This is a genomic window from Pseudarthrobacter sp. NPDC055928, assembly GCF_042270935.1.
GTDB lineage: Bacteria > Actinomycetota > Actinomycetes > Actinomycetales > Micrococcaceae > Arthrobacter.
In genome coordinates, this window is record NZ_JBHJZH010000022.1 from 35,244 (window position 1) to 48,884 (window position 13,641).

Genomic DNA, 13,641 nt, shown 5'->3' on the forward strand with positions numbered 1-13,641 from the left:
CGAGGCGCGACATTCAACATCGGCACGCTCCTGCTGTCACGAGGAGCATCATCCCAGCTCAAGGCTGGTTCCCTCACCAGCAAGGCCGGCCTCGCGGCCGAACGGCGAAGCATTGCCACAATGGACAGTGCCAGGCTGGGCGGACTTTCCGCGGCCCTGGGCAGCACCGCAAACGGACTGGGGACAGCAGGGCCTCTTGGGCCGGCTTAGTGATCAAGCACGCTTGTCGCTGTACGACTTTCAGCACGTCGCGGTGAAAGCTGTGGAGAGATTGCATGAGGCCAGGAGGATCAGTGGCCCCCAGATCCAGATCGAATAGATGGGGTACTACAGCCGTTAGCTCAGTCTCGTTTGCGTGTTGGATATTTCGGTATGTTCGTCAGCTGTCCCCTGGTCGGTCATGGCCTCCGCCTAAATGACCGAAACACAGCCGGTCAACGGAGCGGAACGGAACGGTCAGTCCTGTCCTCCAACGACTGAACTGACCGACCGCTCACTGGTCTATTTAATGTTGGCCGTCGCGGTAAGGATCGCGTGTCCGTCCTTTACCCGATCTACTTGAAAGGTCCCCCCTGACTTCAACGGGGTCTGCTTAGCGGAGAAGAATACGTAGTCGATCTTCCGACCGTCGACGGTGTCTACGCCCGCGCGAGCCGCCTTTCCGGTCTGGAGCTGGTGCGCTTCCACGAACTTTCCCTCACCGTTGTACTGGTACATGTTTGTCATTGCCTCTGTCTGAGGGCCCGTGTTGAAGTCACCTCCGACGACGACGGAAATGCCATCGTGGATCCAGCGCTTAGTGATGTTCTTGATTTTTTGGGTCTGCTCGGTGCGGTCTGCATCCACATCATCGCCGTACGCCTGCAGGTGCGTCGCGCAGGCATTCACCTTGTTGCCGTCCTTTCGAAACTTCACACAAGCCATCCCAAAGGTCTGGCCCTTCGCCTTATTGACTTCGTCGCCGAAGAAATTAACGTCTGTGGTGGTGCCGGCGCCGCTGTGAACGGCGACCAGCCCCTTCCAGGTCGTGCCGTCTGCTGAAGTCGGACAGACGGCCGCAGCGTTGCCCGCAGTGGTTTGTTTCTGCCGGTGGAACGAGAACGTCCAGTTGGGATGGGCCGCCTTTGCAGTCTCGTACGAAGCCTCGCAGACCTCTTCAGCGAGCAGTACATCATTGTCGCCAGCAAGCTTCAGGACATCGTTCCAGCGCTCCGGAATTTGATCAGTGTTGTGCTGGACCACCCGAAGCTTCGTCTCTGCGGCGGCCGCCGGCAGCGCCGTAGCTGTCGCTCCGGCACAGAGCGCCGCGGTCAGGGCTGCCGCCAGCAAAGCACGGCTCAGGGCCTTAGGTTGATAACTCATCGTTGTCGGTCCCTTCGTTGAATGTGTCGGGGACGACGAAATTCCCCCAGTGAGAGGCGATAGACGCCCCTCACTGAAGATACATCCAACGAATGGAATTATCACCAGGTCCGTCGGAGAATCCTGACTGTCCATAGTTTTTCGTCCCCGAGTTGCTTCGCGCTGCGCTCAGGCCCCGGCACTCGGGAGGGGACCGTTTGGACGGTAGGCGTTAGTAACTGACCTCGACGTCGAAGTCATGTCCGGGCCGTCTGGTAAGTCTTTCCGCGGCGTCGCGGACTGCGTCAGGGATGTCCTCGACATTTCGGGCGTGGGCTTCAAGATCCGGCATCTCGATCACGCGCAGGTCGAGCCAGCCGTCGGCCGCTTTCTTGATCTGTGCAGTGAGTATCATGTCTTCCCCTCCGAGCGTCAGGTTGCTGCTCGGTGCACCTGAAGGCACGAGCGTTTACATTTTCCAGCTCGTCCGTGCTTCACCTTTTAGTTCAGACCCACGCCCGGCTGTGCCAATGAAGCGCGGACGAAACCTGATGGTGGATCTTCGGCGATTTGCCTGACAGCGCTTCAACGGCAACCCCGTGTCGCGACCGCCTACGTGCGCTCACCGGCCGGGCCCGCCTCGTCGCCGAAGAATGGGTCACCATCGTGGGGGCGGGCGATGTGGGTCTCAGTGCCGTCATGATCGCCAAGGCGCTCGGCGGCAAGGTCATCGCCATCGACCGGAACACAGGCGCTCTCGATGCGGCCGCTCCCTCGGCGCCGACCACGTCCTGGTCGCGGACGGTTCAGACATCCCGGCACAGGTCCACGCGATCGCGGGAGGAAGCCACGTTTCCATTGACGCCGTCGGCAGCGTACAGACTTGCGCCGACGCGATCCTGAGCCTTCGCCGCCGCGGCCGGCACGTCCAGATCGGCCTACTACCGCCCGTTGAGGGTCACCCCCGCGTGCCCATGGCACGGGTGATTGCATGGGAACTGGACGTGTTCGGAAGCCATGGAATGCCCGCCGCAGACTACGAGGGGATGCTGGCCCTGATCGAATTGGGGGCATCTGAACCTCAGAAGCTGATCGAGCGCGTCGTCGGACTGGACGAGGCGGCTGACATGCTGCCACGCCTTGACACCGCGAACGTCGAGGGCATGACGATGATCGATCCGACACACTGATGTGCACCAACCGTGTGCACAGCGATAAGTCTTGATGTCTCAACTGGCTCACGTCAGCACACCCACCCTCTTGTGAATTAACTCTGGCGCCAACTGCAGTCTGGTGCTTGGCGCCCTCCTGCTGCTGGCCCGCAGCCTGCGCCTGCCCAGGGTGCCAGCGGCGGGTTTGGCACTGCCCGGCTCGGGACTGTGTCCAGGTACCGCGGTCCGGTTCATGGCTTGGAGCCACGGTCCCGTCATGGCAGGCTTAGACACTGCACTAACACTTCCGGAAGGAATCCAGAATGGCCGCTGCGCCGAATGCACGAAACAGGGCGACGGCTGCCGGCGCGGCCACCTGGCGGGATGTAGAACCTGCCGGAGTGGTGTTGATTGGCGGTCCGGAGGAATACCTGGGGATCCGGGCCATGGACCGTGTCAGGGCACAGGTGCGGGCTGTTTCGCCGGATGTCGAAGTCACCCGGTTGAACGCGGGAACCTACGAACCCGGGTCACTTACTTTGCACGTCAGCCCCTCCCTCTTCGGCGAGAACAAGCTGATCGAGGTCGAGGGCGTTGAAAGCATGAACGACTCCTTCCTGGCAGATGCCCTCGCGTACGTCGCCCGCCCCGAACCTGATGCAGTCCTCGTCTTGCGCCACGGCGGGGGTGTCCGGGGAAAGAAGCTCCTTGATTCTGTCAAGGCGGGGGGCTGGCCGGTAGTGGACTGCCAGCCGCTGAAAAAAGATGCAGACAAGACCGCTTTCGTCACTGCAGAATTCAGGGCTGCCGGGCGCAAAATCAGCGGCGACGCCGTCCAGTCGCTGGTCAACGCAGTGGGCGCCAACCTTGCCGAACTCGCGGCGGCCTGCAACCAACTGATTGCGGACGCAACCGGGGCCGTGACCCCTGAGCTGGTGGACCGCTATTACGGCGGCCGGATCGAGGCCACGGCCTTCAAGGTTGCCGACGCCGCCATGGCGGGCAACGGTCCAGCAGCGCTTTCTGCGCTGCGCCACGCCCTGGCCACTGGAGCCGACCCCGTTCCGCTCGTGGCCGCGTTGGCTGCCAAGCTGCGGACGGTAGCCAAAGTGGCGGGCGCCCAGGGGTCTTCCGCCCAGATAGCCCGTGACCTCGGGATGCAGCCCTGGCTCGTGGAACAGGCCCAGCGGGACGTCCGACGCTGGACACCCGAGGGCCTGGTGCGGTCCATCCAGGTCACTGCCGAAGCGGACGCCCAGGTCAAAGGACTCTCACGGGATCCGGTCTACGCGGTGGAGCACGCCGTCACGGTCATTGCCGCCTCGGCCCGGGGCCGCTAGAGGACCAAATGCCAGGCGGCCATTTGCTAGCCGCTGGCCAACTTGAGCCGCGTACGTCCCGGAGCGCGGAAGCTGCCTGAACAGCCGCTCCGCCCCTTTCCAGGAACGCAACACAGAACCATGGATGGGTAGCTCTCGCCCGTCCACGGAAAGTCATCGGCGTGCCACGGGGCCGCGGGTCTTTTCCCCCGTGTACCTACTCATAGGCGGCTCGCATCCACTCAAATTCGCGGCGATCAACACTGAAATTCAGGTGAACGGCCACCTACCTGACTTTTTCGGCCTTAGCGTTCGTCGTGGGAGCTGACCCCACCGAATGGCGTGCCCGAAATGTCAGCCCCCTTAAGTGTCGGGCGCGTTTCCATGAGTGGCTAAGAAAGTCACTATACGAAAGGAACATTCATGTCAGCTCTCGTTGAGAGTCCGAATCGTACCAACGGCTCAGTCCAAGGCAACGTGGCGAAAGTGGGAGGGGCCTCCTTGGCGCTCATCGTCACAATGTCGGTGGCTTTTCAGGCCGTTGCCACCCTAGGCATTTCTTCTGGTCTTGCCACAAACCTCTACTTTGCGCTCAATGCTCTGTCTTGGGCCGCGGCGGCGGCAGCAGTGGTGGCGTCTTTCGGCATTGGAGCCGCAGTGGCTGGGCTCATTTTTGGCCTGGCCAAGAAATGGGCTCTGAAGCAGTTCGTTGCCTGGTAAACGCCTAATACCTTCGTACCAGCCCATGAGATGGCCACAATGAAATCACCTCAAGTCAACCAACGGCGTCCGCGTGAATGCGCTGTGGTCCTCTCCGGGTGTAAAGCCACCTTCATAGACGATTTTCGGCGCAGGTCCCACCGACTCCAGGATCTTCTGAAAAGCTTAGGTTTTCCTTCTCACGCTGCAGCGGTAAATAGGGTACTGATTTTCGGGTACTTGTTGACATTACTCATCATCGGCGTCGGTTTTTTGTGGACGCCTCAGTCGGCTGGCTTAGTCACCTTGGGAATTCCGCTCAGCACTCCTGACGTGGTGAGCATTGTGGCCGTGCTGTTGGCAATCTCGCTTTTACAGGCGAGGCATCGCTATAGGCAGGCCCACCGTTGCTGGAATACTGTATCGGCGCCCTTGGAGGCGGGGATGCGCGCGGGGTTGGTCCTTATGGATCTGGGTCTTGCCAGTATGCTCGTCCTTCAGAACCTGCGGTGGCACCACGCCAGTAATCTATTAGCCTTCGGGGCCCTGTTTGGTTCATCAATTCTTGTCGTGGCACCTCTGAAGAGAATCACCATCCGGGTGCTCGTTGTTTTGATTGGTGTCTTATCTGCGAGCAGCCTCATTATTATTCTTGCGAATGCGTCGTGGTTGGCGGGCGGTGAAACCCTAGGCTCCGGTTTTGGTTCCGCGTTGTTGTTGATTCTGGCTGGTACCGTTATTACTGCCACCTCCACACCTGCCCTTTACAGGGCCACCGCTGACCCCCGCGCCCTGCGTAGCCGAGGATTGCTGACTGATTTATCAATCAAATCAGGAAGTATTTTCCTGCTGTCAAGCTTGGCTCTGTCAATTATGGAAAAGACCCCATGGCCGAGGACGGCACCGTATATTGCTCTTGCTGTTTTCTTCTTAGGGTTGGTTCTTGACCGGTCATCCTTCGCAAGGATCGCGTCGCCTGAAACGCTGGGTTTTGCCTTATTCCTCGTACGGCTTAGACCATCCTGGGTACGGCCGATTATTTTCCACAGCCTAGTGGCCGCAACAGTCGTAACTACACCTTTGACCTTGGGGCTGTGCGTACTCTTCCTTTTAGGAAAATATACTCAGGTGCCACTCTTGCTTTTAGCACTTGTCGCTTTAGAGATCAGCATCGACGCTTTGATTGTCCAGCGTCGGACTGCCGTTTTGCCAGCCTCGCACATTTCGAAATTGGTACAGAAATCCAAGGCCGGCTTAGGCGCAGCGCTTTGCGCCGGGCTTGCGGTTGTGTTCTCAGGCATTCTGGGAACGATCACACCGCAAGCAGCACAAAGTCCCTGGCTCGGCGTCACGTCCGGCGCGCTTGCTCTGGTGGCTGTTCTCTTGACAGTCCTTGTTCTCAAAGACGCCCCTGCATGGCTGCGTGAACTATCAGCGACCGAAACGGAGGACACATGAAATCTCTGTCGCGTGTAGATCATGCCTTTGGATCCCACCTCGTTTTCAACGCAGCCTCTGTGGATCTTCCGGACCGAGGCGTTGTTGCGCTTCGAGGGCCGAATGGATGCGGCAAAACGACCCTGCTCAAGCTCCTCGGTGGGGTGATCGCGAAATCCTGCACGGAGATTACGCGGTGGAGAAAGGACTTCACGGCGGTCTATCTGGACACGGAGTTTCTTACGCTCGACTACCTCACGGTCGAAGAACACTTGGCTATGGTCAGACCGCTGACTCTTCCGTCAGAAGATGGCTGGCGTCATCTTCTGACGGAAGAGATGATGCCAATCAAGGTTGGAGACCTATCCCTCGGACAACGCCAGCGACTTGTTCTGACGGTGGCCTTGGCACTCAAGAACGTCGATGTCCTACTGCTGGACGAGCCAAACAACGGATTGGACCAGCAAGCCTCTTTAGCTGCACGCAAGTCCATTCTCACCGTAGGGAAAAGCCGTCTGGTCCTCGTGGCTACCCACGAAGAAAACCACTGGACCGACTACGATCTCGTGGTCCGCCAAAATGATGCGGTCGAACTGAGCCCAACAGGAGCGCGAAGGTGAGCACTCCTCTCACTCGCTTCCCGTATCTGGGCATCGATTTCTTGAAGATTCTGATCGCTATCGTCTGTGGGATTGGTCTTGCTTCTCTCTTCACGTGGGACAGCACCAGCGACCTAACCTCCATTAGCGCGCCAGGAATTCTTCTGCACAACGCTTCCTTGGCCGTTCTCGCACTATTTCTGACCCACTACGGTGCGATCGTCATGATGATCCTCAACGGCTTTTGGCTCGGGATGGGCCTGGTTGCCGCTACCGCCGCTGTTGGCCTGCAACAGACCGTTGCGCTCACCGTGGTCCATGTGCCCCTCGAGACCGTGGCGTGGGCACTCACCATCCAAGGGGCACGTCTGTTCTGGCCGACACTTCTCGGAACGATCAGAAAAGAAGGCACCTGGCGCTGCATGGCTCAGACAATGGGCGAAGTACTCACTGCCCCCGCCATCTTCTACATCCTGGCGGCACTTGCCGAGTGGGCCGAACACGCACTACTTGAAAGGTAAGTAATGACCTCCGCGAACCCAGAGACGTCCAGTCATCCCACTACGCAGAGCCTGAAGAAACTCAACCCCGTCTGGATCATCTGCCTCCTGCTTGCATACAGTGCAGCTGCCCAATTTGCGGTAGGAACCGGCATTGAACGGCTAGTTACAGAAAATGCCGAACACAACCAGTTTTCGAGCCGCGAAGTGCTCGTCACCTTCCTTCGCGTGGGCGTCATTGTCTGGAGTATCCTGGCGTCGTTTCTACAAGGCCTCGTACTGAGGCTTATGTACAAGGGCATCGTCAAAGGACATGGCCCCACCCTCAGGGCCAGCTGGTTTTGGGTTCTTCTGGGTCAAATCCCGTTTTTGGCCACTGTCCTCATCATGGGACTGTTTTTGCAGCCCGACGCGATCGGCCTCCTCGGTCAAGCCTGGGTGCGTATCCTGTTCGGCACCATCGCAGCCGGCATCTACATTGCAGCTGCCAAGACAGTCCTTGGAGCCCAGAACTGGCGCCTGGCGATTCTCTTCGTCGTCATCGCCATCATCAACTCCCTCCTGCTCGTCTCAGGTAGTTCCGCCTGAACCACACATCGAAGGGGAGCGCGAGTCATCGCATCTGAAAATGCATATGAGACCAGACTGAGTAGCGCTTAAAGCGGTGTGGCCGGCACCCAGGGGTGCCGGCCACAACCATCAGTTCAGGGAACTGGAAACCTTACAGTGCGTTGACCTTCTTGGAGATCGCCGACTTGCGGTTCGCTGCGTTGTTCTTGTGCAGAACACCCTTGCTGACAGCCTTGTCCAGCTTGCGGCTGGCGGCAACCAGGGCAACAGCAGCTGCATCCTTGTCAGTGGACTCAACGGCGGTGTTGACGGCGCGGATGGCCGTCTTCAGCTCAGACTTGACTGCGTTGTTGCGCAGGCGTGCCTTCTCGTTGGTGAGGATGCGCTTCTTCTGGGACTTGATATTAGCCACGTGTGAACTCTCTTTTTAATGCGGAAATGGTCTAGAGGGCTTTCAGATTGGCCATTGACTGAGCGGCGTGGGGATACCTATGGCGGCCAACCATCAGTGGCCGTCGACCTGCACGGACACACAGCTATAAAGAATAGCAGATTGGCCCGAAGGCTGGCCATTTAGCGGACCTGGTCCCATGCGTGTCGTTTCTGGAGTGCAGCCGCGACAACTTCGAAGCGCTGCCGGTCAAGAACTGCACCCTCGCGGCGGATCCGGTCAGGGCTGACTTGCAGGATTCGGTCAAGCTTGGCTTCGCTTGGCCTGGACTGCCGGTCCCAGGCGCCGGTGCCGATATCCACGTAGTCCTGGCTGGCGTGGGCTTCCTGGTCGTGGTCGCGGCTGGTGAGCATAAGCCCCAGGAGGTGACGGCCGTTGTGCCCGATCAGCAGCACAGGACGATCCTTGCCCCTGGTGTGGTCCTCTTCATAGGGCACCCAGGTCCACACCACTTCACCCGGATCGGGCGAGCCGTCAGGATGTGGGGCGTACTTGACGGCTACAGCGCCGTGGAAGTCGCCCGGGTAATCGGCTGCGGTCCCTGTGCCGGCGGAAGCGGATGCTGGTGCTGCAGGCTTTGCCCGTTTCGCCGGTGTCCGCGCCGGGCTGCCCACCTTGGTGCCGGGGGTGGCGGTCCTTTGGTCCCGCCGTATCGTGTCGAAAACGCGGATAGACGTCCGGAACGCATTGACCAGTGAGCGGAAGTTCAGTGCCATGGGACAACCCTATCGCTGCGTGGGAAACGCGGCCCTGGCTATGTTGCTGGAGAGTTGTTGGCCGGATGCGGTGCGACAGGCACTGACGTGGGACACTGGAGGTTGAAAATGTGCGGCCCGTCCGCAGGGCGCCGTCGGCGTGTCCTGGTGGTGGCCGTGTGAATGCCAACAGTAAGGACCCTGCGTGTCTCCCATGGCCCGCACCGCCCCGGTGCCCGCCGCGACAGATCCGGCCATTATTCGGAATTTCTGCATCATCGCGCACATTGACCACGGTAAGTCCACCCTGGCCGACCGGATGCTGCAGTACACCGGAGTGGTCCAGTCCCGCGACATGAAGGCCCAGTACTTGGACCGGATGGACATCGAGCGCGAACGCGGCATCACTATCAAGTCCCAGGCCGTCCGTATGCCCTGGGAACTTGATGGCACCAGCTACGCGCTGAACATGATTGACACCCCCGGCCACGTGGACTTCACGTATGAGGTTTCCCGCTCGCTTGCGGCCTGCGAAGGTGCGGTGCTCCTTGTTGATGCGGCCCAGGGCATTGAAGCCCAGACCCTTGCCAACCTTTATTTGGCGATGGAAAACAACCTCACCATCATCCCGGTCCTGAACAAGATCGACCTCCCGGCTGCCCAGCCCGAAAAGTACGCCGCGGAACTGGCCAGCCTGATCGGCGGCGACCCCGACGACGTGCTTCGTGTCTCCGGCAAAACCGGTATGGGCGTCGAGGCGCTGCTGGACAAAATCGTTCGCGACCTGCCTGCACCCGTGGGCGATGCCAACGCCCCCGCCCGCGCCATGATCTTCGACTCGGTCTATGACACCTACCGCGGCGTGGTCACCTACGTCCGCGTGGTCGACGGCATGCTGCACCCCCGCGAACGCATCCAGATGATGTCCACCAGGGCCACGCACGAACTCCTCGAGATCGGCGTGAGCTCCCCGGAACCCACCCCGTCCAAAGGCCTTGGTGTTGGCGAAGTCGGCTACCTCATCACCGGCGTCAAGGACGTCCGGCTGTCCAAGGTTGGCGACACCGTCACCAACCTTGCCAAGCCTGCCTCTGATTCCCTTCCCGGCTATGCGGATGCCAAGCCCATGGTCTTCTCCGGCCTGTATCCGCTGGATGGCACGGACTACCCGGTGCTCCGCGATGCGCTGGAGAAGCTGATGCTCAACGACGCCGCACTGGTGTATGAGCCAGAAACGTCCGCCGCTCTGGGATTTGGCTTCCGCGTGGGCTTCCTCGGGCTGCTCCACCTGGAAATCACCAGGGAACGGCTCGAACGCGAATACAACCTCGACCTGATCTCCACAGCCCCCAACGTGGAATACGAGGTGACGCTGGAGGACAAGAAGGTTGTCCATGTGACCAACCCCAGCGAATACCCCTCTGGCAAGATCGCCGAAGTCCGTGAGCCGATGGTTTCCGCTACCATCCTGGCTCCGAACGAGTTCGTGGGCGCCATCATGGAGTTGTGCCAGAGCCGCCGCGGCGTGATGGGCGGCATGGACTACCTGTCCGAGGACCGTGTGGAAATCCGGTATCGCCTGCCACTGGCCGAGATCGTCTTCGACTTCTTCGACATCCTCAAGTCCAAGACCCGCGGCTATGGCTCACTGGACTGGAAAGCGGACGGCGAGCAGGTAGCCGACCTCGTGAAGGTGGACATCATGCTCCAGGGCGAGCAGGTGGACGCGTTCTCGGCCATCACGCACCGGGACAAGGCCTATGCCTACGGTGTAATGATGACCACCAAGCTGCGCGAACTGATTCCCCGCCAGCAGTTCGAGGTGCCCATCCAGGCTGCCATCGGTTCCAGGATCATCGCCAGGGAGAGCATCCGGGCCATCCGCAAGGACGTTCTTGCCAAGTGCTACGGCGGTGACATTTCCCGAAAGCGCAAACTGCTGGAAAAGCAGAAGGAAGGCAAGAAGCGCATGAAGATGGTGGGCCGCGTAGAGGTCCCGCAGGAAGCCTTCATTGCCGCGCTGACCACCGACGAGTCCAAGGACAAGGCCAAGAAGTAGTGATGACCGTGGCCGGAACCACCGGAGGCCGCACCCGTGCCTAGCGTTCTTCCCCTCGGCGACCCCGCGCCGTCGGACGGTCTGCTGCCCGCCCAGGCAGCGAAAGGTTCGGCGGACCGGGCTTTCGGGCTGTACGTGCACATTCCGTTCTGTGCGGTCCGCTGCGGATACTGCGACTTCAACACCTACACGGCCACAGAGTTGGGAGGCGGCGCGTCGCAGGATGCCTACGCCGCCACGGCCGTCTCAGAGGTGGACTTCGCAGCAGCAGTGCTGCGGAACTCCGGAATTCCGGACCGGCCGCTGAGCACCGTGTTCTTCGGCGGCGGGACGCCAACGCTGCTTCCGGCCGGGGACCTGGCCCGAATTCTCGGCGCTGCCATTGGCGAGTGGGGCCTGGAGCCCGGCGCTGAGGTCACTACCGAGGCCAACCCGGACTCCGTCACCCCGGAATCCCTTGCCGTCCTCAAGGATGCCGGATTTACCAGGGTTTCCTTCGGAATGCAGTCCGCCGTGCCCCATGTGCTGAAGGTCCTGGACCGGACCCATACCCCCAGCCGCGTGCCGCAAGTGGTGCAATGGGCGCGGGACGCCGGACTGGCTGTGAGCCTGGACCTGATCTACGGCACACCGGGAGAGTCACTGGACGACTGGCGGTACTCCCTTGAGACGGCCCTGTCGTACCAGCCTGATCACATCAGCGCCTACGCGCTGATCGTGGAGGACGGTACCAAGCTGGCAGCCCAGATCCGCCGCGGTGAAGTCCCCGGAATCGACGACGACGACCACGCGGACAAGTATGAACTCGCGGACCAGCTGATTCGCGAAGCGGGTCTGAGCTGGTATGAAGTCAGCAACTGGTCACGGACGCCGGAGCAGGCGTGCCGGCACAACCTGGCCTATTGGCGCGGCGACGACTGGTGGGGCATCGGTCCCGGAGCCCACTCGCACGTGGGCGGCGTGCGCTGGTGGAACGTCAAGCACCCCACCGCCTACGCCGGCCGGTTGGCTCAAGGGCTCTCGCCGGCAGCAGGGCGGGAAACGCTCGACGACGGCACCCGGGACATGGAACGGATCATGCTTGAGGCACGGCTCGTCTCAGGTGTAGGCATCAGTTCGCTGGGGGAGTCAGGCCGGAAAGAAGTGGCCGGACTCATCGCCGACGGGCTGGTGGACCCTGCCTCCGCCTTTCAGGGAAGCCTCGTCCTGACGCTGAAGGGCCGTCTGCTGGCTGACGCCGTGGTCCGCAGGATCCTGCCGGACTGACGCGGGGGTCGCTTCCTGCAAGCCCGGCTCGGGACCACCTGACGCCGCTTAGCGGAGCCAGCGGAAGCTGACCCTTATTTGATCCACCGCAGGTTGTACTGGTAGCGGTGCGGCTGGCCCCGGTTCACGTGGATGCCGGCGGCAACGGAGTAGCAAGTCAATGCGATCCAGATGAGGGTGGCAATCACGGCGAAAATATTGCCGACCACAGGGATGAACACCAAGAGGTTGGCCACAACGGCCGCGATGGTGGGCGGCAGGCTGAAGTTCAGCGCCTCCTTGGATTCCTGGGCGGTAAACGGCCCACGTTCCCGGAAGATGAGGTAGATCAGCAGCGACGGCACGCACCCGAGGATGCCGCCGAAATGCGCCAGGGTTGCCCACTGCCGGTCTTCGCTGGCCGTTAGCGGCAGCGCATTTGCTGGAACGCCATGGTACTCGGAGTGGCCCTGGCCGCTCTGGTTGTCCCTGTGTTCGTGTGCGTTTTCTGCCACGGTGTCTTCCTTCGAAAAGCAATGGTGCGGGGGTAGAACATTCAAAGTTACAGTGTGCCGGGCTCAAGCGCACTGGCAACTGCAGTACCAAGAATACTGCTAGGGAACGGTGAGGAAGTCGATGACCTCTTCAACCCTGCCCAGCAGCGAGGCTTCAAGGTCTGCGTAGCTGCGGACCGCCCCCAGGAGTTTCTGCCAGCCCAGACCGATATCTTCCTTCGTGGAATGCGGCCAACCGAACGCCGCGAGGATGCCGGTCTTCCAGTCCTGGCCACGTGGGACCACAGGCCACCTTTCAATTCCCAGCACGGAAGGCCGGATGGCCTGCCATACGTCAACGTACGGATGTCCCACAATCAGGACATTGCCGGCAGCGCCCGGGGATGCCATCACGGCATCCGCAATCCGCGATTCCTTGGAATCGGGAACCAGGTGGTCAACGAGCACTCCAAGCCGGCGGCCCGGCCCCGGCGCGAAGTCTGCCACGGCCGCAGCGAGGTCATCGATTCCATGCAAAGGCTCGACGACGATGCCCTCCACCCGGAGGTCGTCTCCCCAGACTTTTTCCACCAGTTCGGCGTCGTGCTTTCCTTCCACCCAGATCCTGCTGGCCTTGGCCACCTGGGCGCGCTGACCGGCTACCCGGACCGAGCCCGAGGCCGTCCGCCCGGCCGGGGCGGTGGCTTGCCGCGGCGCCGGGGGCATCAGTCGGATCGGCTGTCCTTCCAAGAGGAAACCGAATCCGAGCCGGAAGGACCTTGATTTGCCCCGCCGGTCCTCAAGGGCAACCACATGCATTCCGCCTGACTTCTCGACCCGCGTGACGGCGCCCACCCAGCCGGACTGGACCTCTTCCAGGACCATGCCGCGCTCTACCGGGACTTCAGGGAGCTGATTCCTCACGGGGGCGGCGATCTCCCGGGGACCCCAGTTCTGGTACTGCATGGATGTGTTCCGCCTTGCCTAGATCCTGGCCCGGAATTTCGCCCGGAGCGGTACCAATGCTAACAACGGGGTGAGTCATATTAGACTGTTAGCACTTAGGCATGTCGAGTGCTAA

14 protein-coding genes and 1 pseudogene are annotated in these 13,641 nt (G+C 61.0%); 9 read left to right on the top strand and 6 right to left on the bottom strand.

What is annotated here, in order from left to right:
• Positions 1 to 501: 501 nt before the first annotated feature.
• On the bottom strand, positions 502 to 1,362 hold the full coding sequence (locus ACFC25_RS20730) for a hypothetical protein (protein WP_376048631.1): 861 nt from the start codon (positions 1,360 to 1,362) through the stop codon (positions 502 to 504).
• A gap of 211 nt (positions 1,363 to 1,573) precedes the next feature.
• Positions 1,574 to 1,756, bottom strand: coding sequence for a hypothetical protein (locus ACFC25_RS20735; protein WP_376048634.1), 183 nt, complete (start codon positions 1,754 to 1,756; stop codon positions 1,574 to 1,576).
• Positions 1,757 to 1,953: 197 nt separating this feature from the next.
• Here ACFC25_RS20735 and ACFC25_RS20740 point away from each other — a divergent pair.
• The 7 genes and pseudogenes from ACFC25_RS20740 to ACFC25_RS20770 all read left to right on the top strand — a co-directional run.
• Positions 1,954 to 2,531, top strand: a pseudogene (locus tag ACFC25_RS20740) (zinc-binding dehydrogenase); the annotation flags it as partial.
• 284 nt (positions 2,532 to 2,815) lie between these two features.
• Complete coding sequence (holA, locus tag ACFC25_RS20745) at positions 2,816 to 3,832, top strand: DNA polymerase III subunit delta (protein WP_376048637.1); 1,017 nt, start codon at positions 2,816 to 2,818, stop codon at positions 3,830 to 3,832.
• 402 nt (positions 3,833 to 4,234) lie between these two features.
• Positions 4,235 to 4,531, top strand: a complete 297-nt coding sequence (locus ACFC25_RS20750; protein ID WP_337348562.1) for a hypothetical protein — start codon at positions 4,235 to 4,237, stop codon at positions 4,529 to 4,531.
• Positions 4,532 to 4,753: 222 nt separating this feature from the next.
• Positions 4,754 to 5,968: a hypothetical protein gene (locus ACFC25_RS20755; protein WP_376048641.1), complete on the top strand. Its 1,215-nt coding sequence runs from the start codon at positions 4,754 to 4,756 to the stop codon at positions 5,966 to 5,968.
• The gene (locus ACFC25_RS20760) at positions 5,965 to 6,567 is read left to right on the top strand and encodes an ATP-binding cassette domain-containing protein (RefSeq protein ID WP_376048644.1); all 603 of its coding nucleotides are present in this window, start codon (positions 5,965 to 5,967) and stop codon (positions 6,565 to 6,567) included. Before ACFC25_RS20755 ends, ACFC25_RS20760 begins: the two co-directional genes overlap by 4 nt.
• On the top strand, positions 6,564 to 7,067 hold the full coding sequence (locus ACFC25_RS20765; protein WP_337348559.1) for a hypothetical protein: 504 nt from the start codon (positions 6,564 to 6,566) through the stop codon (positions 7,065 to 7,067). The genes ACFC25_RS20760 and ACFC25_RS20765 overlap by 4 nt, the downstream gene beginning before the upstream one ends.
• A 3-nt stretch (positions 7,068 to 7,070) precedes the next feature.
• A complete protein-coding gene (locus tag ACFC25_RS20770) occupies positions 7,071 to 7,634 on the top strand; it encodes a hypothetical protein (RefSeq protein WP_376048647.1) in 564 nt (187 codons plus the stop codon).
• A 133-nt stretch (positions 7,635 to 7,767) separates the two neighbouring features.
• Here the strand turns inward: ACFC25_RS20770 and rpsT are convergent, their stop codons facing one another.
• Positions 7,768 to 8,028 (bottom strand): 30S ribosomal protein S20, encoded by a 261-nt coding sequence (gene rpsT, locus ACFC25_RS20775; RefSeq protein ID WP_066291556.1) that lies wholly within the window; start codon positions 8,026 to 8,028, stop codon positions 7,768 to 7,770.
• Between the two features lie 161 nt (positions 8,029 to 8,189).
• Complete coding sequence (locus tag ACFC25_RS20780; RefSeq protein WP_376048650.1) at positions 8,190 to 8,783, bottom strand: type II toxin-antitoxin system PemK/MazF family toxin; 594 nt, start codon at positions 8,781 to 8,783, stop codon at positions 8,190 to 8,192.
• Between the two features lie 184 nt (positions 8,784 to 8,967).
• Between ACFC25_RS20780 and lepA the strand changes: the two genes are divergently transcribed.
• Both lepA and hemW read left to right on the top strand, forming a co-directional pair.
• Positions 8,968 to 10,821, top strand: a complete 1,854-nt coding sequence (gene lepA / locus ACFC25_RS20785) for a translation elongation factor 4 (protein WP_337348556.1) — start codon at positions 8,968 to 8,970, stop codon at positions 10,819 to 10,821.
• Positions 10,822 to 10,857: 36 nt separating this feature from the next.
• Positions 10,858 to 12,087, top strand: a complete 1,230-nt coding sequence (hemW, locus tag ACFC25_RS20790; RefSeq protein ID WP_376048653.1) for a radical SAM family heme chaperone HemW — start codon at positions 10,858 to 10,860, stop codon at positions 12,085 to 12,087.
• Between the two features lie 74 nt (positions 12,088 to 12,161).
• On the opposite strand, the gene ACFC25_RS20795 is transcribed toward hemW, so the two are convergent.
• Complete coding sequence (locus ACFC25_RS20795) at positions 12,162 to 12,581, bottom strand: DUF4870 domain-containing protein (RefSeq protein ID WP_376048656.1); 420 nt, start codon at positions 12,579 to 12,581, stop codon at positions 12,162 to 12,164.
• Between the two features lie 99 nt (positions 12,582 to 12,680).
• A complete protein-coding gene (locus tag ACFC25_RS20800; RefSeq protein ID WP_376048658.1) occupies positions 12,681 to 13,526 on the bottom strand; it encodes a DUF3097 domain-containing protein in 846 nt (281 codons plus the stop codon).
• Positions 13,527 to 13,641: the final 115 nt, after the last annotated feature.